The sequence below is a fragment of the Halomonas sp. OfavH-34-E genome (assembly GCF_024124525.1).
Taxonomy (GTDB): domain Bacteria; phylum Pseudomonadota; class Gammaproteobacteria; order Pseudomonadales; family Halomonadaceae; genus Halomonas; species Halomonas litopenaei.
In genome coordinates, this window is the sequence record NZ_JAMXRY010000047.1 from 1 (window position 1) to 22782 (window position 22782).

At 62.1% G+C, this 22782-nt stretch carries 41 protein-coding genes; 13 read left to right on the forward strand and 28 right to left on the reverse strand.

Features of this window, described 5'->3' with window-relative positions:
• From NH448_RS17845 to NH448_RS17910, 14 genes are all read right to left on the reverse strand, one after another.
• A partial coding sequence (locus NH448_RS17845) for a tyrosine-type recombinase/integrase (RefSeq protein ID WP_253029141.1) occupies positions 1–966 on the reverse strand: 966 nt, incomplete at its 3' end.
• An 87-nt stretch (positions 967–1053) separates the two neighbouring features.
• Positions 1054–1218: a hypothetical protein gene (locus NH448_RS17850; RefSeq protein WP_253029142.1), complete on the reverse strand. Its 165-nt coding sequence runs from the start codon at positions 1216–1218 to the stop codon at positions 1054–1056.
• Positions 1215–1889, reverse strand: coding sequence for a Lar family restriction alleviation protein (locus NH448_RS17855; RefSeq protein ID WP_366078346.1), 675 nt, complete (start codon positions 1887–1889; stop codon positions 1215–1217). The genes NH448_RS17850 and NH448_RS17855 overlap by 4 nt, the downstream gene beginning before the upstream one ends.
• Positions 1805–2071, reverse strand: coding sequence for a hypothetical protein (locus NH448_RS17860; protein WP_253029144.1), 267 nt, complete (start codon positions 2069–2071; stop codon positions 1805–1807). Before NH448_RS17860 ends, NH448_RS17855 begins: the two co-directional genes overlap by 85 nt.
• A 3-nt stretch (positions 2072–2074) precedes the next feature.
• Positions 2075–2467, reverse strand: a complete 393-nt coding sequence (locus NH448_RS17865) for a hypothetical protein (protein WP_253029145.1) — start codon at positions 2465–2467, stop codon at positions 2075–2077.
• A 473-nt stretch (positions 2468–2940) separates the two neighbouring features.
• Complete coding sequence (locus NH448_RS17870) at positions 2941–3141, reverse strand: hypothetical protein (protein ID WP_253029146.1); 201 nt, start codon at positions 3139–3141, stop codon at positions 2941–2943.
• Positions 3138–3542, reverse strand: coding sequence for a hypothetical protein (locus NH448_RS17875; RefSeq protein ID WP_253029147.1), 405 nt, complete (start codon positions 3540–3542; stop codon positions 3138–3140). Before NH448_RS17875 ends, NH448_RS17870 begins: the two co-directional genes overlap by 4 nt.
• 2 nt (positions 3543–3544) lie before the next feature.
• Entirely contained in the window at positions 3545–3835 is a 291-nt protein-coding gene (locus NH448_RS17880) for a hypothetical protein (RefSeq protein ID WP_253029148.1), read from the reverse strand.
• A 2-nt stretch (positions 3836–3837) separates the two neighbouring features.
• On the reverse strand, positions 3838–4173 hold the full coding sequence (locus NH448_RS17885; protein ID WP_253029149.1) for a DUF1064 domain-containing protein: 336 nt from the start codon (positions 4171–4173) through the stop codon (positions 3838–3840).
• Positions 4155–4397, reverse strand: a complete 243-nt coding sequence (locus NH448_RS17890; protein WP_253029150.1) for a hypothetical protein — start codon at positions 4395–4397, stop codon at positions 4155–4157. The genes NH448_RS17885 and NH448_RS17890 overlap by 19 nt, the downstream gene beginning before the upstream one ends.
• Complete coding sequence (locus tag NH448_RS17895; protein ID WP_253029151.1) at positions 4394–4588, reverse strand: hypothetical protein; 195 nt, start codon at positions 4586–4588, stop codon at positions 4394–4396. Before NH448_RS17895 ends, NH448_RS17890 begins: the two co-directional genes overlap by 4 nt.
• A 9-nt stretch (positions 4589–4597) precedes the next feature.
• Positions 4598–5008: a hypothetical protein gene (locus NH448_RS17900; RefSeq protein ID WP_253029152.1), complete on the reverse strand. Its 411-nt coding sequence runs from the start codon at positions 5006–5008 to the stop codon at positions 4598–4600.
• A complete protein-coding gene (locus NH448_RS17905) occupies positions 5002–5595 on the reverse strand; it encodes a hypothetical protein (RefSeq protein ID WP_253029153.1) in 594 nt (197 codons plus the stop codon). The genes NH448_RS17900 and NH448_RS17905 overlap by 7 nt, the downstream gene beginning before the upstream one ends.
• The gene (locus NH448_RS17910; protein ID WP_253029154.1) at positions 5592–5804 is read right to left on the reverse strand and encodes a hypothetical protein; all 213 of its coding nucleotides are present in this window, start codon (positions 5802–5804) and stop codon (positions 5592–5594) included. Before NH448_RS17910 ends, NH448_RS17905 begins: the two co-directional genes overlap by 4 nt.
• 156 nt (positions 5805–5960) lie before the next feature.
• Here NH448_RS17910 and NH448_RS17915 point away from each other — a divergent pair, with 156 nt between their 5' ends.
• The 12 genes from NH448_RS17915 to NH448_RS17970 all read left to right on the forward strand — a co-directional run bounded on the left by NH448_RS17915 (position 5961) and on the right by NH448_RS17970 (position 12026).
• Positions 5961–6611, forward strand: a complete 651-nt coding sequence (locus tag NH448_RS17915) for a LexA family transcriptional regulator (protein WP_253029155.1) — start codon at positions 5961–5963, stop codon at positions 6609–6611.
• A gap of 107 nt (positions 6612–6718) precedes the next feature.
• Positions 6719–7000: a hypothetical protein gene (locus NH448_RS17920; protein WP_253029156.1), complete on the forward strand. Its 282-nt coding sequence runs from the start codon at positions 6719–6721 to the stop codon at positions 6998–7000.
• On the forward strand, positions 6997–7422 hold the full coding sequence (locus NH448_RS17925) for a hypothetical protein (RefSeq protein ID WP_253029157.1): 426 nt from the start codon (positions 6997–6999) through the stop codon (positions 7420–7422). The genes NH448_RS17920 and NH448_RS17925 overlap by 4 nt, the downstream gene beginning before the upstream one ends.
• Entirely contained in the window at positions 7422–7712 is a 291-nt protein-coding gene (locus tag NH448_RS17930; protein WP_253029158.1) for a hypothetical protein, read from the forward strand. The genes NH448_RS17925 and NH448_RS17930 overlap by 1 nt, the downstream gene beginning before the upstream one ends.
• A 12-nt stretch (positions 7713–7724) precedes the next feature.
• Entirely contained in the window at positions 7725–8465 is a 741-nt protein-coding gene (locus NH448_RS17935) for a helix-turn-helix domain-containing protein (RefSeq protein ID WP_253029159.1), read from the forward strand.
• A gap of 315 nt (positions 8466–8780) precedes the next feature.
• Positions 8781–9572, forward strand: coding sequence for an ORF6N domain-containing protein (locus tag NH448_RS17940; RefSeq protein ID WP_253029160.1), 792 nt, complete (start codon positions 8781–8783; stop codon positions 9570–9572).
• A 379-nt stretch (positions 9573–9951) separates the two neighbouring features.
• Positions 9952–10203, forward strand: a complete 252-nt coding sequence (locus NH448_RS17945) for a hypothetical protein (RefSeq protein ID WP_253029161.1) — start codon at positions 9952–9954, stop codon at positions 10201–10203.
• A gap of 61 nt (positions 10204–10264) precedes the next feature.
• The gene (locus tag NH448_RS17950) at positions 10265–10453 is read left to right on the forward strand and encodes a hypothetical protein (RefSeq protein WP_253029162.1); all 189 of its coding nucleotides are present in this window, start codon (positions 10265–10267) and stop codon (positions 10451–10453) included.
• A 153-nt stretch (positions 10454–10606) separates the two neighbouring features.
• On the forward strand, positions 10607–11251 hold the full coding sequence (locus tag NH448_RS17955; RefSeq protein ID WP_253029163.1) for a ParA family protein: 645 nt from the start codon (positions 10607–10609) through the stop codon (positions 11249–11251).
• A gap of 25 nt (positions 11252–11276) precedes the next feature.
• Complete coding sequence (locus tag NH448_RS17960) at positions 11277–11525, forward strand: hypothetical protein (RefSeq protein ID WP_253029164.1); 249 nt, start codon at positions 11277–11279, stop codon at positions 11523–11525.
• A gap of 80 nt (positions 11526–11605) precedes the next feature.
• Complete coding sequence (locus NH448_RS17965; protein WP_253029165.1) at positions 11606–11749, forward strand: hypothetical protein; 144 nt, start codon at positions 11606–11608, stop codon at positions 11747–11749.
• 43 nt (positions 11750–11792) lie between these two features.
• Positions 11793–12026, forward strand: coding sequence for a hypothetical protein (locus NH448_RS17970; protein WP_253029166.1), 234 nt, complete (start codon positions 11793–11795; stop codon positions 12024–12026).
• 123 nt (positions 12027–12149) lie between these two features.
• Here NH448_RS17970 and NH448_RS17975 read toward each other — a convergent pair whose 3' ends face one another.
• From NH448_RS17975 to NH448_RS17985, 3 genes are all read right to left on the reverse strand, one after another.
• The gene (locus tag NH448_RS17975) at positions 12150–12494 is read right to left on the reverse strand and encodes a hypothetical protein (protein ID WP_253029167.1); all 345 of its coding nucleotides are present in this window, start codon (positions 12492–12494) and stop codon (positions 12150–12152) included.
• Between the two features lie 153 nt (positions 12495–12647).
• Positions 12648–12950, reverse strand: coding sequence for an XRE family transcriptional regulator (locus tag NH448_RS17980; RefSeq protein ID WP_253029168.1), 303 nt, complete (start codon positions 12948–12950; stop codon positions 12648–12650).
• A 165-nt stretch (positions 12951–13115) separates the two neighbouring features.
• Positions 13116–13448 (reverse strand): type II toxin-antitoxin system RelE/ParE family toxin, encoded by a 333-nt coding sequence (locus NH448_RS17985; protein ID WP_253029169.1) that lies wholly within the window; start codon positions 13446–13448, stop codon positions 13116–13118.
• Between the two features lie 210 nt (positions 13449–13658).
• On the opposite strand from NH448_RS17985, the gene NH448_RS17990 reads away from it, so the two are divergent.
• Positions 13659–14324 carry a recombinase family protein gene (locus tag NH448_RS17990; RefSeq protein WP_253029170.1) on the forward strand — a complete coding sequence of 222 codons (666 nt, stop codon included), beginning with the start codon at positions 13659–13661 and terminating at the stop codon, positions 14322–14324.
• On the opposite strand, the gene NH448_RS17995 is transcribed toward NH448_RS17990, so the two are convergent.
• The 11 genes from NH448_RS17995 to NH448_RS18045 form a co-directional block, all read right to left on the reverse strand.
• Complete coding sequence (locus NH448_RS17995) at positions 14313–14675, reverse strand: hypothetical protein (RefSeq protein ID WP_253029171.1); 363 nt, start codon at positions 14673–14675, stop codon at positions 14313–14315. The two genes, NH448_RS17990 and NH448_RS17995, sit on opposite strands and share 12 nt — an antisense overlap.
• A 71-nt stretch (positions 14676–14746) precedes the next feature.
• Positions 14747–15031, reverse strand: coding sequence for a hypothetical protein (locus NH448_RS18000; RefSeq protein WP_253029172.1), 285 nt, complete (start codon positions 15029–15031; stop codon positions 14747–14749).
• Between the two features lie 584 nt (positions 15032–15615).
• A complete protein-coding gene (locus NH448_RS18005; RefSeq protein ID WP_253029173.1) occupies positions 15616–16587 on the reverse strand; it encodes a hypothetical protein in 972 nt (323 codons plus the stop codon).
• A 216-nt stretch (positions 16588–16803) separates the two neighbouring features.
• The gene (locus NH448_RS18010) at positions 16804–17010 is read right to left on the reverse strand and encodes a hypothetical protein (RefSeq protein WP_253029174.1); all 207 of its coding nucleotides are present in this window, start codon (positions 17008–17010) and stop codon (positions 16804–16806) included.
• Between the two features lie 141 nt (positions 17011–17151).
• On the reverse strand, positions 17152–18150 hold the full coding sequence (locus tag NH448_RS18015) for a contractile injection system protein, VgrG/Pvc8 family (protein WP_253029175.1): 999 nt from the start codon (positions 18148–18150) through the stop codon (positions 17152–17154).
• Between the two features lie 30 nt (positions 18151–18180).
• Positions 18181–18384 (reverse strand): tail protein X, encoded by a 204-nt coding sequence (locus tag NH448_RS18020; protein WP_253029176.1) that lies wholly within the window; start codon positions 18382–18384, stop codon positions 18181–18183.
• Positions 18384–18815: a phage tail protein gene (locus NH448_RS18025; protein ID WP_253029177.1), complete on the reverse strand. Its 432-nt coding sequence runs from the start codon at positions 18813–18815 to the stop codon at positions 18384–18386. Before NH448_RS18025 ends, NH448_RS18020 begins: the two co-directional genes overlap by 1 nt.
• Before the next feature lie 166 nt (positions 18816–18981).
• Positions 18982–21675: a phage tail tape measure protein gene (locus tag NH448_RS18030; RefSeq protein WP_253029178.1), complete on the reverse strand. Its 2694-nt coding sequence runs from the start codon at positions 21673–21675 to the stop codon at positions 18982–18984.
• Positions 21676–21756: 81 nt separating this feature from the next.
• Complete coding sequence (locus tag NH448_RS18035) at positions 21757–21936, reverse strand: GpE family phage tail protein (protein WP_253029179.1); 180 nt, start codon at positions 21934–21936, stop codon at positions 21757–21759.
• A complete protein-coding gene (locus NH448_RS18040) occupies positions 21933–22187 on the reverse strand; it encodes a phage tail assembly protein (RefSeq protein ID WP_253029180.1) in 255 nt (84 codons plus the stop codon). The genes NH448_RS18035 and NH448_RS18040 overlap by 4 nt, the downstream gene beginning before the upstream one ends.
• An 80-nt stretch (positions 22188–22267) precedes the next feature.
• Complete coding sequence (locus NH448_RS18045; RefSeq protein WP_253029181.1) at positions 22268–22777, reverse strand: phage major tail tube protein; 510 nt, start codon at positions 22775–22777, stop codon at positions 22268–22270.
• Between the last annotated feature and the right edge of the window lie 5 nt (positions 22778–22782).

The following is a 22782-nucleotide window of genomic DNA, read 5'->3' on the forward strand; positions in this document are numbered from 1 at the left end:
CCCCGACGACACCACCGCCGACACCGGCTTGCCGTTGTGGTCAGGGAACAGGAACACGCCGGTATAACCACGCTCGCGCTGCCAGTCGTGATAACAGCTCAACAGCTCGACGGCATGCTCGGTCAACGGCAGACGATGCGAGCGCCTGGGCTTGGTGTTCTCGGCAGGAATGAACCACGACCGCCCCTCGATATTGACGTCGGACCAACGCGCCAGCCGTGTCTCGCCGATGCGGGTGCCGTGCATCAGCATCATGACCAGCAACACCCGCGCCGGATTGTCAGCCCGCGACAGCTTCCCCAGGACATCGCCCAGGACATCGGCCCGCAAGCGGCCGGGTTTCGGGGGGATGGTTCGGCCATCGATGAAGTCGCCGAAGCGAAAGGCGGCCGTCGGGTTGGCTTCGATCAATCCCAGCTTGTGGGCCTGTTTGAAGGCTTGCTTCAGCACCGACAGCACCAGCCGCACGAACGCCAGCGAATAGCGCTCCTGAAGGGGCCAGATAAGGCACTCATCGAATATGGCGTGATTGAGCGACGCGACCGGCTGGTCACCGATCAGCGGCAACAGGTGCCGATTGATCGCGCTCTTGATGGTCGCCTTGCGTGACTTCGACAGTCGGCCATTTTTCGCCGTGCGGTCGGCATACCAGCGCAGCACGTCGCCCACCGCCTCCCAGGTGCTGACGCGCACCCGGTTCGACAGCGGATTGACCGCCAATTCGGCCTGAATCTCGGGAAGACGCGCCAGCAAGGCTTTCGTCGATAGGTCGGGCCACGCGCCGGCCTTGCGCCAGCAGGTGCCGCCCCCGGCATACTTGATGACATGCCAGCTCGCCCGCTTGCGGTCGGCATTGAAGCGCAGCCGCAGCGGGTAGCGCGGGTCCTTGAGCTGACGAACGGTCGGGTCGTTGATGTGCCGGCGAATGACGGCATCGGACAGGGTAACGCTTAGGGTTTGGGTCATGGCTCACACTCCGGCGAAGCAACGGCCGCCCCAGCGGGTGCCGTGACAACGCCCGAGCATGAGCCGTTGCGTTAATTCGTTATTTCTTTATGTGAACAGGCGGGACAACCACGCCGACAGGTCGACGACAATCGAGTGAAGATTGGCGCCAGCCGGATACCCCAGGGCAGCCCCGACCGCCAGCCAGAAGCCGGCACCGAACAGGCGCAAGGGCCCCGGCAAGTTCCAGTGAAAATGCTTGACGGTCTTCACTTGGCCGCCTCCACCCGGTCACGCTCGCGCGTGCGATCCTTCAGCGCCTCGATGGCGCGTTCGATATGGTGTAGCGCCTCGGCGTTGTAAGCGTTGGCGTAGGGGCCTTTCTGGAAGTGTTCGAGCCGGTCGAAACAGGTCGCCAGCACCGCCTCAAGGGTGACGCCATTCACACCGTCGGCCGGATTACCGTTCTGGAAGACGATGATTGAATGCAGCCACTCAAAGCCGTCTTCTCTCTGCTCGGCAATTTGATAGCAATTCTGCGCCCCGCCCGGGCTGTATTCCCCGGACGCAGTGACGCGAAGGTTCAGGTCGCCCAGGGCGCCGTCGACGGCGTGGGCGGTTACGTGACGCTTTTCGTGCTTGCACATAGCCACCACATTCCCGGCACGTTGATTCCACCTATCGGCCGCCTGCTGTTCCTTCATCTCAATACTGGCCTTGCTACTTTCATCACTCGAAGGACCTATCGCATAACAGCGACCACAAGCCGCTTGAATACTGAACCTCCCGACAGGCGTGTCGAAGTGGTCATCGATAGTGATTTCACTAGAATTGCAAAAAGGGCACTTAACCAACTCGCTCATACGTCCCCCTCGGCGTGCAGTTTCGCTACCGGCCCACATTCTGCGAACGTCGCCTTGAAGGCACCACGCCCGGGCCGACATTCCTCGGCTATCCAGTGGTAATTGCCGGACGGGTCCGGCCGCTTCCGCATGTAGATGTGTTTCGGCTCGTCCGCATGATGTCCATGCTGCTCCAGCACCTCACGTCTGAATTGCTCACGGTCGACATGCCCCTTTGTCATGAACTGGGTATCGCCATAGCCATCTAACCGCTCGATTTTCATTGCCTACGCCTCCGTCCGGTCCATGCGCTCAAGCTCGGACAGCAACAGGGCGCCAGCCTTGACCAAGTTACGACGCGCGCCACCAGCCGGCCTCCACCACTCCGACGCCCACGGCCAGCCTGTCGGGGGCTGTCGATGTGCCTGAAGCCCGGCATTCTGCAATACCGCCGCCAGCAGATAGCAGATTGAAGCCGCCATCAGCTCGCCATCGGCATACTGGTCATCATGGTCCGGGGTAAAGCCTTCCTTCGATACTTGCCGCACCCGTTCTCCCCGAATGAGTTTCAAGGCGTCATCTATGTTGTCATAGCGATCTGGATGCGCTGGCCACTTGCAGGGCACCACCGACAACAAGGGGTTAACGTCGGGGTCTACCAGCTCCCAATCCTGGCTCAACAAAACAGGCTCCCCTGGCTCTACCCGGTAGAAGCCGTGCACCACGCGAGATATATCATCCTCGGACGTAGACATGGCCGACAAAGCAAGCTCTACGGGATCGCCCCCCCTCGGCGGGAATCTCTGGCAATCGTCTATGGCCAAACCGTGGTAACTACTTGCGTTTTTCGCCAAAGCACCATGGCCGCCCAAGCAATACCCCCGAGGCAAATCAAAACAAGTGGCATAAAGGTTCCTCGGACTCGTAGGCGGCGCTACAAACGCCCCTTTGCGGTTTTGATCAACCCACATGCGAGCTATCCCTGCCGCATAGGTCGTCCGGCCCGCACGCGCAGGTGCGAAATGCTTATAAGCCCAGACATTGCCGACTCGCTTCCGATAGGTGACGAACCGCTGCCCAACTGCCTCGCCTGAATCAATCATGGTCTCGACTCCCATTGTGCGTTTTGCCATTTCGTTAATTCGTCATTTCTTTAAATGACGCTCAATACTCGATCTGCGCCGAAGCGAACCTTCAGGCTCGCCACGGCTTCGGCGTGGCTAGTGCTGCCCGGCACCAGCATCGTGAACGCCTTCTGCGTACCGTCAGGCCGAAGGTCGGCGACGGTCACATGAAACACCCGGGTCGACGCTGCCGGGGCGTCAGAGCCCCCACTTTCCGGCTTGCCGGTCATCCCGCCAGCCTCTGCTCGACCGTGGCGCGGCCCGCCGCTAGCCGGCGCCGATACGTTCGAAGGCTCATGCCCAGGGCAGCGGCCTTGTCAGCCTGCTTGAGCGCCTGGGCATCCTTCCCGCGCCAATGTCCCACGCCCTGCGACCACACTCCGTATTCCCAGCGCAGCACCTTGGCCGTTGTCGGCTCGCTGGCCGCGATGGCCAACACCGCCGCCTCTATGCGTTCCTCGACGGTATCGGTCGGCGCGCGCCCACCGCCCCCGAATACTATGTGGCCCTCGCTGTCCATCCACCGCGCCAGCAAAGACGGCGGCGTGTCCGACTGCACGCCACCGGCAAAGCACCAGCGGGCCCACAGCTCGAACAGCTCGTCGAGTTCGTTTTGGCGGCGTCTGGCCATGCTCAAACCTCGTCAGTCATTCCCGGCGCGTGGGCAACAGCACCCACGCGCTCGCGGTAATCGTTCAACGTGGGGTCGCCCTCGATGGCCACCCGCATCGCCATGACGGCGACCTGAATGGCCTCCCTACGGATTCGCTCGGGCGATTCCTCAAGCATGGCTTTCGCCAGCTCGCCCACTTCTTCGGTCAGGGCGCACATGGACGCCTCGGACGACGGGAACAGGCCGACGGCCCGTTCATGCTCGTGGGACACCTCGATCAGAAACGCCATGCCGCGCTTGGACAGGTTCACGGTCACACCTCCACTACGGTTATCGGGTACAGCGCTTCGACCTGCCGCTTCTTCAGCCTGTAGACGTCGGTCTTCACGCCCTTGACGTCGATCACCTCGACCGTGCCGTCAGCCAGGAACACCAGAAAATCGGCGATGTACTTGGTGCCGCCCGGCAGATGGAACGGCACTTGTTGCAGGAACATCACGACCTCGCCGGCCCGCTGGCGAATCTTCAGGTCGCCGTAATAGCGGGCTTCCTTGGCGCTATCGAACACGAAGCCATCGACCTCGACCTTGCGATTGCCGTACTTCGACGGCTTGCCGCGCCCTTTGGCGCTCAGGTGGTGGCGGGGCATGACGACAACCACTCGTTGAAGGCTTTCACCAGGGCGCGGTATTTCTCGCCCGCCTCGGGGGTCGCATCCAGCTCGCGACGACTCACGACGTCACATGCCAGCCGCACCTCCTTCGCTGCCGCCTCGGCATCGCCCACCGGCCGCCCGGTCTTTACCGTGAGAAAGTCACGAAATAGCGGGTTGCGGCACAGAATCGCCGAGCCCACCTTGTAGCCCAGGTTCATACGTCCACCTCGATCAGCTTGAAGCCCTGCTTCCTGTCGCCCCGGCAAGCCGGGAAACGCAGATTGTTGGGACAGTAGGCGCGACCGAAGGCGCGTTCGGCGCGGGCACAGACGCGACACCCCTTATCGCGAATATCGCGGCGCTCGATGATGTCGGCCGGGTTTCCGTACTGGTGGCGATGCAGACTCACGACAGCCCCTTACGCCGCGCGGGCGGCGTGCTGTAGCAGAGTTTCCGAAAGGGCCTCAATCGGGTCCAGAAAGTGCCGATGTCCGCCGCTCTTGTCGGTGACCAGAAGGTCGCCGCGCTGAATCGGCACGTCGCAACTCGGGCAGCCCTCGACGTGCCACATGAAGCCGCCACGCTCGCGCAGAGCGTCGGCTTCCTCGCGGGTCCGTACCTGCGAAAACACCACACCCTCGATGCGCGCCGCGCCGACATCCTTCAGCACGTCACGCACACGGGCCGCACGGCGCTCGCCTAGACGGGCGCCATGCACAGGCTCGAATAAAACGTAAGTCACCAGACGCGCCAGCCGTGACTCTGATACCGCCTTCGCCACCGCATCGCGGCGACGGTCTGTCGACCCGGATAAACCGATAATCACCATTCGTTCGCTTCCTTGATTCGTTGCGCTCGCAGCGCTTGCAAATGCCCGTGCAACGCGGGAGTCCCGAGGCCGGTTCCAGCCTCGATGGTTCTTTGAACGGCGGCGGTCATTTCGCCGACTGTGACGTTCGACGCGCACCAGCGTCGGAACATGCGAAGGTTGTCGGGCTGATTGGCCAGCTTCGGGGAATACGACAGGTCGTCGATGAACCACGCGACCCACTGGTCATGGTGTGTAAAAAGGGTCTGGTCGCCGGCAGGTTCAGGCACCGCCCGCATACCGCGGCACAGGTCGAGCCCGTCGCATTCCACCGTGACACGCTCGCCATCGTCCTCGACGGACAGCGCGCCGTGGTCGTGACAGAAGGCGAAGAACTCGGCCAACACCTCTTGCTCGCCCGCCAACGACGCCGCCCAGGCATCCCACGACAGCGTCACCTTTCGCCGTGTGTCATCGCCCCCAGCTTCGGCGGCGACCAGCTCCAGCACCTTCAGATACCGGGCATAACCGATCAGCGCGAAGTGCGCTTCGATGTCGGCGACCGCCTTGGACGCCGACAGCTCGGCGTGGTGGATAAACGCTTTCATTTCGGCTCGATCCTGGCCTTTGCCAGCGGGCCGTATATGCCGTTGAAGTCGACCCGGTGGCGAGAGCGAATCACGATGTTCAACGCGGCTTCGAGGCGCGGCGTCTTCTCAAGCCGATACCAGGAATAGACCGTCCTCGGCTTTTCCTTCAGCAGCGCGGCGGCCTCATCGATGCCGCCCGCTTCGTCGACCCACTGCCTGAATTCCACATTTCGCACCCTTTTACACATTAGGTGTGAATATAGCTCGCACAAGCCCGAAACTGCAAGGCTTCAAAGTGGAAACTGACACGAAAGGTGTATTATTCTTCAATCACACGATATTTTACGCAAAACTAAATCGCAGGCTCCTGGGGAACCGCTGCCATGTCTGACACCGGAAAAGTCATATCCGAGCGAATGGCCAAGTCGCGGCGAGATAAAGGATGGACGCTGCGAGAGTCCGCCGAACGCATGAAGGTCGGACTGTCGCGCTATTCGAATTGGGAACTCGGCATTCGCGTGCCGAAATACGACGACTTGGTGAAGGCTGCCGAAGCCTTCGACGTCGCCCCGGCATGGCTGGCCGGCTTCGTCGACCACCCGGGCAACGCGGTCAGCGGCGCCAGCGACTACGTCATGGCCAGCCGCCCGGTTATATCGACGCAAAGCGGCTCGATTCGACTGAAGAACGCCAGCGATTCCACCGCGTTCAAAGCCGACTACCTGCGCCGCCGCGACATACCCGAAAACAAGTTGCTTCTGATCTACGCCGACGACGACGCCATGGCCGACGTCATCCGGCGCGGCGATGAACTGCTGATCGATCAAAGCCGCAAGACCCCCGAAACCGTCGATCTGTTCGCGTTCGTCGTCGACGGGCGTGCCTGGGTGCGCTGGGTGCGACCCGAACTCGACGGCAGCGTCACCGTCACCGCCGAAAATGCCGACCTGTACCCGCCCCAACACCTGACCCGCGACCAGCTCGACGGGCTCGACATGCTCGGCCGCGTCGCGCGAATATCCCGCGACCGCTAACAATCCGAAACACAAGGACACGGCCCCGCGCCGTGTTTTTTGTTGGCCCGAATTACACTACTAGTGTAGATTTACACTCTTAGTGTTTTACGGATTAGGAACCTCACATGACGAGCCTCAGCCGCACCCCGAGCGAACCCCTTAGCTTCACCCCCGCCGACAGCCACGGCACCCCGCTTGCTCTCAACCAGCGCCAGCTCATCTACACCCGGCTTCGCCAGACCGCCGCCATGTCCTCGGGGCTCGAAGCACTGGCCACCCGCGCCATCGACGACGGCGAAGCGACGCCCGAACAGCTCGACCATATCGCTGAACTCTCCGGCCACCTGACCGAGCAGCTTTCCTACCTGTCGCGGCTGTTCATGGAACTGACGGGGGAGCCGCAATGAACGATCAGCCCATCGCCGGCAACGACGTCGTCGGCCAGCCCGGGCAGAACCTCAGCACCGAAGAACTGAAGGTGCTGGTCATGCTCGCCGATGGCGAGAAGCCCAGCGACATCGCCAGCACGGTTGGCGTCGACCGCTTCGGCCTGCGCCATATCGAAGGCAGCATTCAAGCCAAGCTCGGCGCCAAGTCGAAGCCCCACATTATCGCTCGCGGTTTCGTGCTGGACGTCCTGGCCCCGCGCGCCCTGTGCCTGCTGCTGGCCCTGCTCAGCATCGGCGCCTTCCCCGACGGCAACAGCACGCGCGCACCACGACGCGGACGCACGCCCATCACCGCGACACGCACCAGCCGCACCCACAAGGCCAGCAACGACGGGTGCGGCCCCCTCCCCCTCGCCTCCCTTTACGCCTCGGTGTCGTAATGAATACCCCCTACATCATCACCGGCCCCCGCCGCAGACACTGCCGCTGCCGCGAGTGCGGGGCCCGTCAGGTCAAAGCCAAGCATCCCCAGGAATACACCCGGCGCATTCGTTGCAAGCGGTGCCACCGCTTCGACACCCTGCGCATCGACCAGTGGGCCGACCGGCGAGGCTGGCGTTACCAGACCTGCTATTGCGACGGCTACCACTTCCCCCACCGCGTGCGCTCGACGTGGTGCTTTCACAACCCCGACTACCCGATTCACGAAGAACGCCGCTACATCGCTTAGGAGACCGTCACCATGGGCGCACCGCTCTGGCTACGCGAAGACAAACAAGCCGTCATCGATCACTACCCGACAGGCGGCGCCGGGGCCGTCCGCCCCCACCTGAAGGGGACCCATAGCGACATCGCCATTCGTGGCATGGCCAAACGGCTCGGCGTGAAGCTCGGCGAGGAATACCGTCGCAAGCCTGTCACCAAGGAACTGTTACGCGACCTTGAACGGGCCTATCGCAGCGGCAAGCGCGGCGCCATCAAGGCCCTGGCCGAGCGGCAGGGTGTCAATTACGACTGGCTGAAGAACGTCGCCGCCGAACACGGCTTGAGCGGCGGACGAAAGCACCGCTGGCACCCCGACGCCGATGCGATTCTTGATGACTGCGACGGTCTCTGCCCCAGCAGCGTGCGCGCCCGCCTGCGCCGCGCCGGGTTTTTCTACCCCATCAGCTCTATTGTGGCGCGGCTCCAGCATCGCAACATCAGCATCGCCCCCTCGGACGCCTACACGGTCGGCCAGTTGCAACAGATGCTCGGCGTCGACCGCGCTCGCTTGAATCGCTGGATCGAAGGCGGCCACCTCAAGGCCACACGGCGCACCAACTACCAGGGGCAGACCGGCGAGCGCGCTTATGTCACGTCGCGCGCGCTGCGCGATTTCATCGTCAAGCACCCCAGCGAGTTCGATCTACGCCGCATCGCCCCCGCCCATCAGCCGTGGTTTATCGACCTGCTGACCAACAAGCTCGCCGACGTTGCATAACACATGACTACTAAAGACCAACTCTCTAACCCGCCGAGTGCTACAGCATTGACCCAAAACGGCGGGCGGGCTATCGTCCACTCGTCGCCGCCAATTCGGCGACCGGGTTTGGAAGCCCGAAACCAAAGGCGCACAGCGCCCGTTCTCATCATGTAGGCGCTTTTTTTGTGCCTGCCTGATGCGTTATGGCGGGCCGTGCGTGGGGCGCTTCGGCGCGCCGGTGTCCTTTGGGCCGGTCTTCCAACCCGCGTACGGTCCGCCCCCATCGATTGGAAGCGATGCGGCGGACTTCCACCGACCAAAGGAAGATCCACCATGCACACCCCTACCGTTCGCGTCGCCGACGTCGACCTTCCCTTCATCGAATACCACAGCCAACCCGTGGTTACGTTCGCCATGATCGACGCTGCCCATCAGCGGCCAGCGCGTACCTCCCGCCGCAACTTCGATACCAACCGGAAGCACTTTGTCGAACGCGACGACTTCTATCGCCTTGATTCCGAAGGCTTACACGAAATTCGTGCAAGCTATCCCGACCTATTTCCTGCCGCTGCCAGCAGCGTCACACTATTCACCGAAACCGGCTACCTGATGCTGGTGAAGTCGTTCAGCGATGACCTTGCCTGGAAGGTTCAGCGCCAGCTAGTCAAAGGCTATTTCCGCGCCAGAAGCGAGCAATCCCAGCCCACCACCACGCCACCAATCCCTGAGACCATAAATCATCAGCAGCGCCAGCAATTGCGCAACGCCATCGCCGATCTATTCAATAACGGCTTGATGCGCAGCGATGTCGGTAGCGGCCAATGGCTCTACAACCGTCTCCGCGTTGAACACGGCTTGAAGCGCATCGAAGACCTTCCGGCCCAAGACTTCACGAAGGCCATGGCCACGGTTGAATCGCTCAAACCTCGCATTGCCGAGTTTCTTCGTCTCGAATCGCACCTACGCCAGATGTTCTACGCCGAGGTCATCGGGAATGGCGAGCCATGGACGCCATGGATCGCCAAGCACCTCGGCGGTACGCACAAGCTCCCCAGCAAGCCTGACTGGCCAGCGCTCGCCCGACAGACACTCGAAAATCACGGGCTAATAAGCCAGCGCCATTGATTGGGCGCCAACTTCCTGCAAGGGCGCCGCATCCAGGCGCCCTTTATGACTGCCAGCATCGACCGATATAGCCCCCTACGCCCGTCATGTTTGCGGCATGGGACCCGTTGCCCTTTGTGGCTTGCGGCGCTAAGGTCGCCCGGTCGCCGCAAAATCGGCGGCCGGGTTTGACAGCCTGAACAGACCAACCGCGCACGACCCCACGGCGTGCGGCGCCCCTGTGCGCCCGCCCGTTGCTATGGCGGGCCGTGCGTGGGGCGCTTCGGCGCGCCGGGTCCGGTTGGTCCCCGGTCTGTCAACCCGCGTACGGTCCGCCCTCCCCCTGCTACGTTTTGGCTTGATGGCGGACGTCATAACGATCAGGGAACCACCGCCAGCAATGAATCAGCATACCTTTACACCAGTCGTCGGCGACCCATTCGCCGTGACGCTGGAGCGCCGACAGCTCATCTATCGCCAACTTCGCCAAGCGGCCGCCATGGCCTCGGGGCTTGAAGCCATGGCCGTGCGTGCCATCGAAGCCGGCGAGGCGACCCCCGAACAGCTCGACCATATCGCCGATCTGACCGGGCACCTGACGCAGCACCTGACCCAGCTTTCGACCCTGTTCGCCGACATGGTCGCGGGGTAACCTGCCCCTGGGCGCGTCACGCACTCGCCATAACCTCCACACAGCCTCGCAGGGACACACCATGCACGACGAAGACTCACCCCGGCCGCTCGATGCCGTCGCCCAGGACATGCTCGAACTCTTGATCGACCTGCGCGACAGGGTGCCGCCGACCGACTGGCAACAGCGTCGCGACCGCCTCATCGGTGAAGCGCGCGATGCCGGGCTGGACACCTCGTTACTCTCCGACCGCGCCGAGCGTTGGGGATAGGCGAAAACACCAGCATCGCCCCACCGCAAAGGGCGCCGCCGCGCCCTTTCTTTATTTCTTTATTTCCATCTTTCTTGCCTGCGCGCGCGCGCCTGGCTACACTTCCCCTACGCCTTAACGAAATGACGAATTAACGAATTAAGGAAACCACCAATGGGATACAAAGTAGGGGTCGTCTCTCAGAAGGGCGGGGTCAGCAAGTCAACCGTTGCCCGCGCCATCGCCACGACCTACGCCGCCGCCGACTGGAACGTGAAGGTCGCCGACCTCGACATCAATCAGGCGACGACCTTCACTTGGCTGCAACGCCGGCTGAAACGCGACATCGCACCCGTGGTCGCGGTCGAGACTTTCGGCACCGTGGGGCAGGCACTCAAGGTCGCCGACAATTACGACCTGATGGTCTTCGACGGCGCCCCGCACGCCAACCGAGCCACCGCCGAAATTGCCCAGGCGGTCGACCTGCTGGTCATCCCTACCGGGCTTTCGCTGGATGACCTCGAACCGACCGTCACCCTGGCGAACACGCTGGTCGAAAAGCACGGGGTCCCGGTCGAGCGCATTGCTATCGTGCTGTCGAAGGTCGGCGACTCGGCCGTCGAACTGGACGAAGCGCGCACCTACCTGGGGCACACCCCCTATCACGTACTGCCCGGCCAGATTCCCGAGAAGACCGCGTTCAGGCGCGCCCAGGACGGCGGCCTGTCCATCGTCGAAACCCCGTACAGGGGGCCGCGCGAAACCGCCGACAAGATGGTTCAAGCGATCATCGACCGACTTGAAGAATTAACGAATTAACGAAAGCAAGAAAGGAGCATGCACCATGGCCGCACCCAGCAAGAAACCCAGCAAGCCCACCGGCAAGGGCCTGCCGCCGACGCCGGCACAAAGCCACGTTGTCGGCAACAACACCACCAAGCCCGAGGCCGGCGAACTGGTTTCCCTGAACTTCAAGACCGACAGCGAATTCAAACGCGAGCTGAAGTCGTTCGCCGCCGAGCATGACATGACGATGGTCGGCGTGCTGAAGGAAGCCTTCGCGATGTACAAGGCCAGCAAGGGAAAGGAATAACAGGCAGGAAGGTGGCGGCCCGGGTCTCTCACCACCCGGGCCGCCGCGACACGAAACCACCAATGGGATAGGAAAGCATCATGTCAGACACCGACTATAACATCGTCGCTCGCACCCCCCTAGCTCGCATCCGCGACATGCCCGTCGAACAGCTCGCCGCCTTCCTCGAACGCTGCGCACCGCTGACCCGGCAGGCGCTCGACAGAATCTTCAAAGCCCAGTGACGACACCCCGCGCAACCAGACATCACCAGCAAAGGAAGACGACATGGCGCTAGAGCGAATCAAGGACCTCAAACAGACCTACAAAAGCCAGACCGGCCACGTCATCGAGTGGCGTTCGCCGAATGGCTGGCTGTACCGCTACGAACGCGAGCGGGAAGCCGTCGGAATGGAGACCGGCCCAGGCACGGGCGAGTTTATCTGGCATGTACTGGACAAGAACGACCTGACGACAGCAAAGCGCAGGGTGTTCAACCTGATCAATGAAGACGAGTTCTGACGAACGAAGCGCCGCCATGCCCAGGACAGGGCGGGCCACCATCGGTGGCCCGCTTTCTTTTGCCTCGGATTCAATCAGGTTACTGACCTGACTGTCTTTCGGGCCGCATCGATAACGGTATATCTAGCCCGCGAAGCCCAGCCGCTGGACACATAAGGCAGAGAACCGGCTTACCTGATCAGCCCCTATGCCACTTCCACCTGACAACGCTGCGTCGATGCAGTCGGCCAGCTCCTTCGCCTCGGGCTCCATCTCGGCGACCGGCTTGTCGAGCGTCAACATGCCCTGCTCCTTCAGTCGCTCCAGCCACAGACCAGCGGTGGCCACCTTCATGTAAGGCTTCGAGTCGTGCCAACGCTGCTGATCAACTTCATGTTCCCACGCCGCCTTCATCCACTCCGGCCGATCATCACCGCACCCCGCCAGCGCCAGTCCCAGGGCAACGACAGCGATTCCCTTTGCGTACATAAGCACCCCCTGTTCATTGTCATGGCCATGGTAGCGGAAAAGGCAGGGCAGGGCAGGGCAGGGCAGCGAGGAATAGAGCACGTAGAGCTTGCAGCAGGTAACAAAAAAGCCCCCTTGCTAGGGGGCTCAACGGTAGGAGGCAGATTCTAAAGTTTATGCCATCGCTGCACGGGGCTCGCCCGTCTCCACGGCAATGTGCAGATGGCCACCAGTCGCTTTCACGTAAAGGTTGACCAGAGCGTCAAGACTAAACTTTTGAATTCGACCGTTTACAAGATCACTCAAACGCGGCTGAGTCAGCCCGAGACGTGCGGCGGCCTCGCGCTGTGTAGCGCTCCATTCCTCAACAACGTCTGAAATCTTGCTCATAAGCTCGGCGCGGAGCCGCATGTTTTCCGCTTCTTCAGGAGTGTCCGTCAGGGCGTCCCACACACTGCTATAACGCTCGTTAGCCATTTTCTTACCCTCTCTAAGACTGCACGTGTACCCCACTAGTTAGTGAGGTAGATACGCCAGTGGGCCACTTTCTTCGGCCGCTCTAATTTAAATACTTTTTAAAGTTGCTAAACTTTTCAGATGTTTAGCCCCCATGCTTGGGGGCTTTCAAATAGAGCCAAAGCTCTACGCTATCTCTTTATACCGTGTCCGGCCAAGATCAATGTCTTTTTTCGGTGTTTCCGCGTCTCTCTTCTGAAAGCAATGCAGCACGTAGACCACGTCACCAATGGTTGCCACGTAAAACACTCGAAACTCCCCGTTGTCTTCATGGATTCTGATTTCATAGACCCCTGCACCCACGGTCTTCATTGGCTTGAAATCAGACGGCATCTTGCCATTTTGAATCCTGTCCAACTGATACCCGGCAGCCTGCTTGGCATCATCGGGAAAATCTCGCAGCCGCTTCAGCGAATCCCCCAGAAACTCCAGTTCCTTTTGCTCTTGTGTCGACGTCATACCCCACTTCTCCTACCGTTTCGATAATCTTATACCAAATCCGATATAGATAGCAATACAAAATTTGATATAGACCGAGCGCCACGCAATCCGGGTCGCTTTGGGTACCCCCTATGCGGCCATGGCCAACGAAGTGGCAGGGTGGGTCACTAACGGGCGTTCATGGCCTAAAATGGCCACTACCTAACATAACTACCCTTTGAGGCTCAGATGTACGTACGCGGCTATCTACGCGCCAGCACCGACGAGCAAGACGCCACCCGCGCCCGCGCCGATCTTGAGCGCTTCGCCAGCGACCACGGCAGAGACGTAGTGAGCTGGTATATCGACAACGCCTCGGGCGCTACCACTAACCGCGCCGAGCTGCTGCGCTTGCTCTCCGATGCGCGGCCGGGCGATGTGCTGCTGGTAGAAGCCGTCGACCGACTGTCGAGACTATCGCTCGATGACTGGAAAAAGCTTCGCGCTCAGATAGACGCCCTCGGGCTGCGCGTGGTGGCCATCGACCTGCCGACCAGCCACGCCGCCATGACCGCCCACCAGGGCGACGACTTCACCGCGCGCATGCTTGATGCGGTGAACTGCATGATGCTCGACGTGTTGGCGGCAGTGGCCCGAAAGGACTATGAAGACAGACGGAAGCGCCAGCGGCAGGGCATCGCCAGGGCCAAGCAGGAAGGAAAGTATCAGGGCAGACCAAAGGATGACGCCTTACGCGCGCGTATCGCTTCGCTGCTGGGTGCCACGAACCCCGACGGGTCACTCTTCAGCATTCGGCAAATCGCCAAGACGCTCGATTGCAGCCCTACCACGGTAAAGGCAGTTAAGGCCGAGCGAAGGGCGAAGGAAGCCAATGCCGAAGCGTTAATTCGTTAATTCTTTAACAGACCGCCGTTCTCGCCGCTTGCGCATCCGGGCCTGAAGTCGGGACCAGTCGTCGGGCTGCAACCAGCGCTCGGCCCATATCAACAACAGCTCGGCTTGCCGCTTGCCGGTGTAGTCTTCGGGATAGGCGATAAAATCGCTGGCCAGCGCCAGCAGCTGCGTCAGCCCGTCGCGCGCGGTTTGCTTGCGCACGTCGAGGCCGTTGGCTTTTGCCCGAGCATTGATGATTTCAGCACTACGCGCCAGATTGAGCGCCTGGGTCGTAGGGTCAAAGGCAGCATCGAGCAACACCCCGAGCCATATCCTGACTTCATCCGATTGGATTTCGCGCTTACGCGGCATGCCGCCCCCTTGTCGTGACAATTTCACACATTCACAGAATAGCGAATAAACGCGACATCGTCACGTTAAACTTAGTCGCCGCGAAAGTTGTTGCGCAGAATCCAATTATCCGGGGTGCCGGTGTTGGGGGCGGAAAGACTCGCCAGCCGGGCCGCGTGGGCGCTCGCCTCTCGCGCCTCGCCGATGATCGATGCGGCAATGGTGTCTACGGGCTGGCCGTTCTCTGACTGCACATAGCCAACGGCCAAGCAATCGGGGCAGGGGAGTCGATGAAAGACGCCCAGGGTGCTGCCCTGGCCTCGACAGGTATCGCAGGGTTTCGCGCCGACACGGCGCATGGCGAGTTTGATGGTCATGACTCGATTCTACGATGTCGCAGCAGGCAGGGCGACCGAGGCGATGGCCGTCAGGGGTTGTGTCCCGAAGGGACACGCAAGGCGCCCACTGCTGCCGATCAAGCCATCGAAGGTGGCGCGCCGTAACCGGCCGAAGGCCGCTCGAAGGTTCGGGGATACTGGTACGCTTTTCATTGCCGAACAGGCGGGTTTCCAAAGGGGCGCAGCCCCTTGGGACAACGTCGCGAAGCGACGGCGTCAGATACAAGACCCTCGACTTGTCGAGGCATTTTGATGGGGTGGGGATAAACCCCGCCTTGGCGGGGGTTAGCTGAACCTATTTCTTTTCTTAAAGGGATACATATTTACGGTGGACACTTAGTTCTATCCGACGAGACCTAATTTCTATTTCAAATCACTTAATTTTGAGTGCTTCGAGCGACGACGGCAAAATCGGCGCCGGCCGTCGGGGTTAAGGGTCGGGGAGGGGGCAAACAGGGGCGATAGCGAGGGCGGGGCGGGGGATTTCATGCGATCAGCGCAACGCAAGACACGCGGCGCCCTCGGCGGGGCCGCGTGCTAGGGGAGAGGAGGAAGCGGGGCGACTACTGCGAGTCGCGCCACACCTCATAAGGCGGGTACTTGATGCGCACCAGGGCGCGAACCTCGGCCGTCGAGGCGCCGGGATTGTTGGCCACCACCTGGGCGAAGTAGTCGTTCACCTCGCGGCTGTACTGGCGCTGCCGCTCCTTCTCGACGTCGACATCGGGGATGTCGCGAGGGCCGCGCCGCTGCTTGGTGAAATGCGCCGTGATGCCCGTATCGCCGGCTTGCTTGGTGGCCAGCTTGTGGCGGGCCTGCTGGGCATCGTTCTGCTCGGGGAACTGTTCGCGATGCTTCGCCCTTTGCTTCTTCAGTCGGTTGCTGCACCACGTCCTGAACTTCTTCAGGGCGTCATAGCCCACCTTGCCCAACGCCACCAGGAAGTGAAACGACACCGCCTTGATCGCCGGGCGCGCGCGCTTGCTTCCATCCGGGCGGGTTTCGTACTGCCGGTGAACGGTGAAGGCACCCGCCAGCTTGAGGCGCCGGAAGGCGCGCCAGAACCGTTGCGAGGGCTCGGGGCGTTCGGGGTCACTATTCGGCGCCAGCAGGCCGGCGACCTTCGCCAGCTCGCCACATGAGCGGGGAATGAACCCACCGTCGCGGGTCGGCGTGCCGACTCGCAGGGACGCAAAGTCGGTATGGGTCACGATGGCCGACAAGACGAGGCATTCGGCGGCACGCCCTTCGCTGCGATTGCTGCGCGGGTCGCCGTCGGCGTTGGCCTTGCCATTGAGGTTGGAGAGGGTGGGAAGGATTTCCGGCGAGTGGTAGTAGTCGCTGATCGCATCAAGCAACTTCTGCATCACCTTGGGAAGTTCTCTTTTGGTTTCAGGCGCTTGATAGCGCTCGAACTCGCCCTTTGCAGGATCGTGCCCGCACCGATTGCCAGTGCCAAGCCACTTTCCGGGGTGCTTGTACGCCGATCTGCCCCACATGAGGCCACACGCCGGCGCGTGCTGTGCTGAATCCATCCGTCTTGGCTCCGTGCCAAGGCTTGCCGACGGTCCCAGCAGCGAGTAAACTAGGTGATGTGCGTTTTGCGCTACTCGCTGCGTAGAACATCTGAAGAACCCGAGGCGCCCACCTCGGGTTTTTCTTTGTCTGGCTGCCGCTTTGTTTGATGTTCTTGCCGGCCAGCGCCCCGCTGACCGGTCGATGTCAGAAATACTACCACCTCAAATCGAATCTTACACGCTTTGTGCTAAATTTTTCTGGCCGTCCCCCTGACAGGCCAGCCAGCGCAAGGCCCCGCGCATCATTTGCAGGTCCTGTTGTAGCGCTCGATGCCCCTCGTCACCCTCGGCCCACTGGCTCATATACTCCAGGCGGGCACACATTTCCTCGATGGTATCCGACGGGTCGTCCTTGATCAGCGGGTTTGCGTTGACTGTCATTCGTTTGGTCCCTCCTTCTCGTGCCCCACGTATAGCGGACCCCTCGACGGGGTGCGCTGCCATTTTCTGCTGCCGGCTTTACTGTACATTTAACCAGTAATTTGCCGACGCTAACAGATTCGTCATTGCCGATGTAACGGGTTATTGCCCCTCGGCATCTTCGTCGTCATCGGCGGGTTGCTCTTGCTCGCCGGGGATGGCACAGCTTGCGGTGGTGTAGGCGACCGCCCCCGGTTTGATCACATGGTCGGCCGTCTCCACCAGCCACACACGGTTCGCGCTTGCCTTGTGCCCCACCAGCACCAGCTCGCTCTCGGGGACGATGCCGGGCGTCAGGGGGCGCGTCAGTTCGAGTTGCGATGTGGTGCGCTGCAACTGCCCCCGCTTGGAGCGCGCGGCCGCCTTGGCGGCGTCTTCGTCCTTGTAGGTCTGACGTATCGTGTATTCCGGTTCGCCTCGCCCATCGCGCACCTTCACCCGCTCTTGCTTGTCTTCGTCGAACCAGTACGCAATCACCGACTGATACTCGTTTTCGCCGGTGATGGTGACCCGGCCGGCGCTGTTCTCGGGGTCACCGATCACCAGCGACGGCAAGGGCTTTCCGCTGACGCTTTCCGACGCCGCCTTCAGCACGACCGCCAGCTTGTCGGCGACCGGCTTGGCCACCGCATCATGATCCCGCGCCAGCCGGGTCAACAGGTTCATGTCGGACTCGCCGCGCTGGTCGATGTGCTCGAACACGATGCCCGCCAGCGCCTCGGCCACGGCCGGTTCATAGCCATGTGCCTCGGCAATCTGTCGCACCAGCTCGCCCAGGGTGATGTCGTCATAGGTGCGGTCGCGGGGCGCCTTGAACGACGACGACATCTTCGCGGCCTTGCCATGGATCACCAGGGCCTCGTCGTCTAGCGGTTCCTCCAGCTCGTCGACCTCATAGACCCCCTTGAACACCAGCCCGCCCTCGGGGCCGATCCAGACGCGCAACGCCGCACCGCGCGGGGGTAAGGCGATGGCGTTGTCGCGGTTGTCCAGCTCAATCGTGACGGTGTCCGACTCGATCCCGGCCGCGTCGTGCAAGGACAGCGACACCAGCCGGTCGCGAATCTTGGCGGTGATGTCGACGCCATTGGCCACGATCATGTAATCGGCGTTTCTCATGTCGTTAGTTCCTCATTCCCACAGCACCACCGTCGAGTCGTCTTCGGGCTCCGGCAACGCCGGCAGCTCGATTACCGTGTTGTCGGGAATGACGGCACCCTGCCGCGCCAGTCCCGGGTTTGCCTCTAGCACCAGCTCGGTCGCGCCGGGGCGGCCGTCGTAGTAGACATGGCAAATGGCATCGAGCATGTCGCCGGGCTTGGTTCGATATTTCATCACCCCACCTCGTCATCGCCGTATTCGGTGATGCTCAATGTGCCCTTGATCTCCAGGGGTGTGCCGTCGGCCATAAAGAACTGCTCGGCAACATCGAGCTTGTTCACCACCCACAACCCCAGGTCGGTGCCGGCAGGCACCACCAGCCCGACCACCCAGCGCGAGCCACCGGCCACCAGCCGCACGGGGTCGCCCGCGTCACCCATCGCCTTCAGGCGTCCGATAACCTCAAGGTCGCCCGACGTTTCCGGGTAGATGGCGATGTCGAGCGTCTTGGTGGTCGAGTCGGGGCCGTGAAACTGCATCCCGGGCTTTCGCTTGAAACGCTCCTTCTTCGCCCAGCGCCAGCCCATCGAGGTCTGAAGCGACTGGTACTGCGTGCCACTGATCGAGAACTTGAAGTCCCCGAGCGCCATCATGACTTCACGCATACTGACTCCTTGCTGCCGAACCTATCCCAGAACGCCGAAGACGCAACCCAGGGTATCGGCATCGTCTGAATCGAGAACCCTACTCACGGGTAGGGCCTCGACTGCCATGCCCGGGCCTATAACGAAAGAACCCGCCGAAGCGGGTTGAATATCGTCATTGTATTTTTCAATCAGAAAGGCGTGATCGATTACGCCTGCGGTTTTCGCGGTCGCGCTCGTCGAGCTGACGGCGCACTTCGGCCCCCACGTCCTGCGACGACTGCCCGGGCTGCTGCTGCACCACGATTTCGGTCTTGTGCTGCGACTGATCGACGACCGTTGTGCCGCCCGAGGTGGCCGCGATGCTGCCGACCGGGGCCCCGAGGAAGCCCGACGCCCCTCCCCCTGCCGACGACGGGGCCGGGGCGGGGGAACGCAGGTCAGGCGGGGTCGAGTCGTTGACCTGGGCGACGCGCTGGGTCACCTCGACGCCGGCATCGTCGTCGCCGAACAGCGAGTTCCAGACCGAGCCCAGGGCCTCTTTCACGCCGTTGATGGGGTCGAGGATCGCGCTGTTGATCCAGTTCAGGGCCTGCCCGAACACCCCCATGACGCGATCCCACAACCCGGCGAAGAAGTCGATCAACGGCGACCATGCCTCGGCGAGCATGGCCAGGGGGTCGAACCCCAGCAAGCCGGTGATGTACTCCCACACCGCCACGAACGGCGCCTTGACGGCATCCCACACCCCGCCGAAGAACCCCGCCAGGGGCGACCACAGCGGCTGTAGCAGCGACAGCGGGGAAAACGTCAGCACCCCCTTGATGCTGTCCCAGGCGGCGGACAGGCCCGACGTGACGAACTCCCATCCCGTGGCGAACGCCGACTTGATGCCGCCCCACAGCCCGGCGAAGAAGTCGGACAGCGGCCCCCAATAGCGATAGATCAGCGCCACCGCCGCCACCAGGGCGACGATACCGGCAATGATCAGGCCGATAGGGTTGGCACTCATCGCCGCGTTGAGGGCCCACTGTGCGCCCGTCATGACCGCCGAGCCGGCCGCCGCCGCTTTCTGCGCCGCGCCCATGACCACCATGCCGGTCGCGACCGCGATGGCCCGCGTGCGCGACGCCACCAGGGCGACGTTTGTCTTGATCGTCGACCAGCGCAGGAAGTCGAACGCCTTGCGCCCGAAGATGACCGCATCGGACAGCCCGGCGAAGGCGAAGCGCCCGACAATCGAGGCCGTCATCAGCCCCAGCAGCCCCGCCACGGTGAAGGCCAGCACCTGCCCCAGCACCGGAAAGCGCTCGGACAGGTCGGCGACCGCGGTGGCCGCACTGCCCAGGGCGCCAGCAACGGCAATCACCGTCGGCGCGAACGCCTTGCCCAGCGCCGACGTGGCGTTCTCGACCTGCTGCATCATCAAGTCGGTAGCTTTATTCGGCCCCTGTTGAATAGCTTGGGCCATCGTCTCAGCAACGGAAGTTCCTCGGTTCAGCGCATCGCCCATGCCGTCGATGCCGGTGCGCAGCTCGTCGACGTTGCTGTAAAGCAACTGCACCATGTCGACCGCTTCGTCGGTGCCGAACGCCTTCTTCAGCTCTTGCCCTTCGACCGCGTCGATGGTCTCGCCGTACTTGCTGCGCAGGGCGTCGAGGATTTCCGGGGTCGACAGCAACTGATTGTTGGCATCGGTGAACTTCAGCCCCAGGTCGCTACCGGCCTCGCCCGCCGCTTGGATGAACGCGGCATACTTGGTCGCCGCCTCCGACCCCGACATGGTCTTCTGCAACTGGCCAAGGATCGCCAACTGTTCCTCGAACGGGACGTTCGCCGCCGTCGCCGTCGCCCCCAGGCTCGAAATGGCCGCCGACATCTCGGCACCATTGGTCTTGTACGCCTGCACCGACGACGCGATACCGGCGCTGAAATACTCGCCGAAGCGCATGTCGCGTTCTTCGGCGGACAGCCCCTGCCACCCCTCGATGACGTCGGCGCCGAACGCCTCGAACTGCTGCCGATAGATGCCATAGCCGGTGGCGAAAAGGCTGGTCATCTGGTCGGTCGACGACTTGGTGGCCGCGCCGGTCAGGGCCGCAATACGGGTGAACTCGCCGACCGCCGCGTCGGACAACGACGCGATACCCGACTTGATGTCGTAGGACGCGCGCACGAAGTCCGGCGCCGTGGTGCCGGCCCACTGGTTGGAGAAGTCCCGGGCCGCCTGGGTAATGGCGTCGATACCCTCGGCGCCGATACCCAACGAGGCGATTTCGCCCTGGGCGGCGGCCAGCTCGCCATAGGCGTTGGTAAAGCGGGTGATCGCAAACACCCCGGCCCCGACCTTGGCGGTGTCCATCAGGGCGCCAGAACGCAGGTTGCGATTACGCGCCTGGGTATCGGCCATGCGCTGCTGACGCTTGGCCACGTCGTCGAGCGCCTGCTGTTGCTGTTCGAGGTCGGTGGTGTAGCGCTGGGTTTCCTCGCGGATGCGCCGCGTGGCGTCGTTCAGGTTCTTGGTCGACACCCCGGCATCATTGAGACGGCGCCGGGTTTCCTCCAGCTCGCGATTTTCCTTCTCATGGGACCGCCGTAGCTGGTCGACCTCTTTCTTCGCCCGGTTGAAGTCGCGAGTCAGCGCCTTGGACGGGGAGCCTGCCTCGCGCATCTGACGGGCCAGCTCGTCTACGCGACGCTGGGCCTCGGTCATCTCCTGGGCGGTATCGGACACCCCACGCTTGAGCTTGCGAAAGTGCTCGATGTCCTTCGACAGCCCGCCCAGGCGGTCGAGTTCGTTCTGGCTCGCCTTGACCCGCTCCGACATGCGCTCGGTCTGGCTGGTCACTTTCTGCATGGGCGCGGTGATCCTGTCGACCATGCCCATGATGACGTTAAGCCGAAGGCTGCTATCTGCCATCGCTACCCCCTGAACCAAAAAAAGACGGGCGACCCTAGGGGGTCACCCGCCGCGTCGTTCCTCGGCCTGTTCCTGCGCCTTCTCGTGGCGACGCAGGGCGACGGCATGCCAGCGCATCAACTCATCGACCGACATGGCCTCGGTGCTGCGCGCATCCCAGCCCGTGAACACCAGATAGATGTCGGCCTCGGCCTCCATGATGTCGGCCGGCAGGGCCGTCATTCCGTGAAAAAAGCCACCACCTCCTGTTGCACCGCCAGCAGGTCTTTCGGGGGCAGGGCGTCGAACTCGTTGGCCGTCAGGTTGGAAATGCGCGGCACCAGGGTGCGGTGTGCGTTGACGTCCATGCGCAATACGCTGAAGTTGTCGAGCCCGCGCAGCTCGCCCGACCTCGGCTCGCGTAGCTGCACCTCCTTAATTTCGTTCTCGCCGCGTTTGATGGGGGTCTTCAGGGTAACGGTACGGTTTTCCATTTCGTTAATTCCTTAATTCTTTAAATGTAGATACAACAAGGCGCCAACATGTGCCGGCGCCTAGGCAGCGGTGGGCTGGCTTACTGCGCCAGCGCCTCGCGAATGGCTTGGTTGCGGTCCTCGCCGTTGACGCGAAAGATGTTGCCGAGCTTGTCGATGTGGATGACCTCTTTGCCGTCCAGCTCGAACTCGAACATCTCGACGTCGATGACGAACTTGTTGGTCGACTCCTTCTCGGGGGCCCACTCGTTGAATTCCAGTTCGCGCCAGAACCCTTGTTGTCGAATGACCACGGTCTTGATCTCGCCATCGACGTCGACCGCACCACGCGCGATGAAAACTTCTTCGCGGCTCTCGCGGCTCCCGATCAGACCGACCACGCGCGTGGCATAGTCGGAAATGGTCACCTCGCTTTCGAGCTTTTCGAGGCGACCGATGTCGCGGGCCATATCGCCCGCGACGCCCGCCATCACGACGTCGATGGTCTTGGTCCCGATCTTAGGCAAGGTCATGGTATTGGCCGTGCCCGCGTAGGATTCGTCATTGAAGAAACAGTTGATGTCCACCAGGACGGAAGGCAGCTTTGCCATGGCTC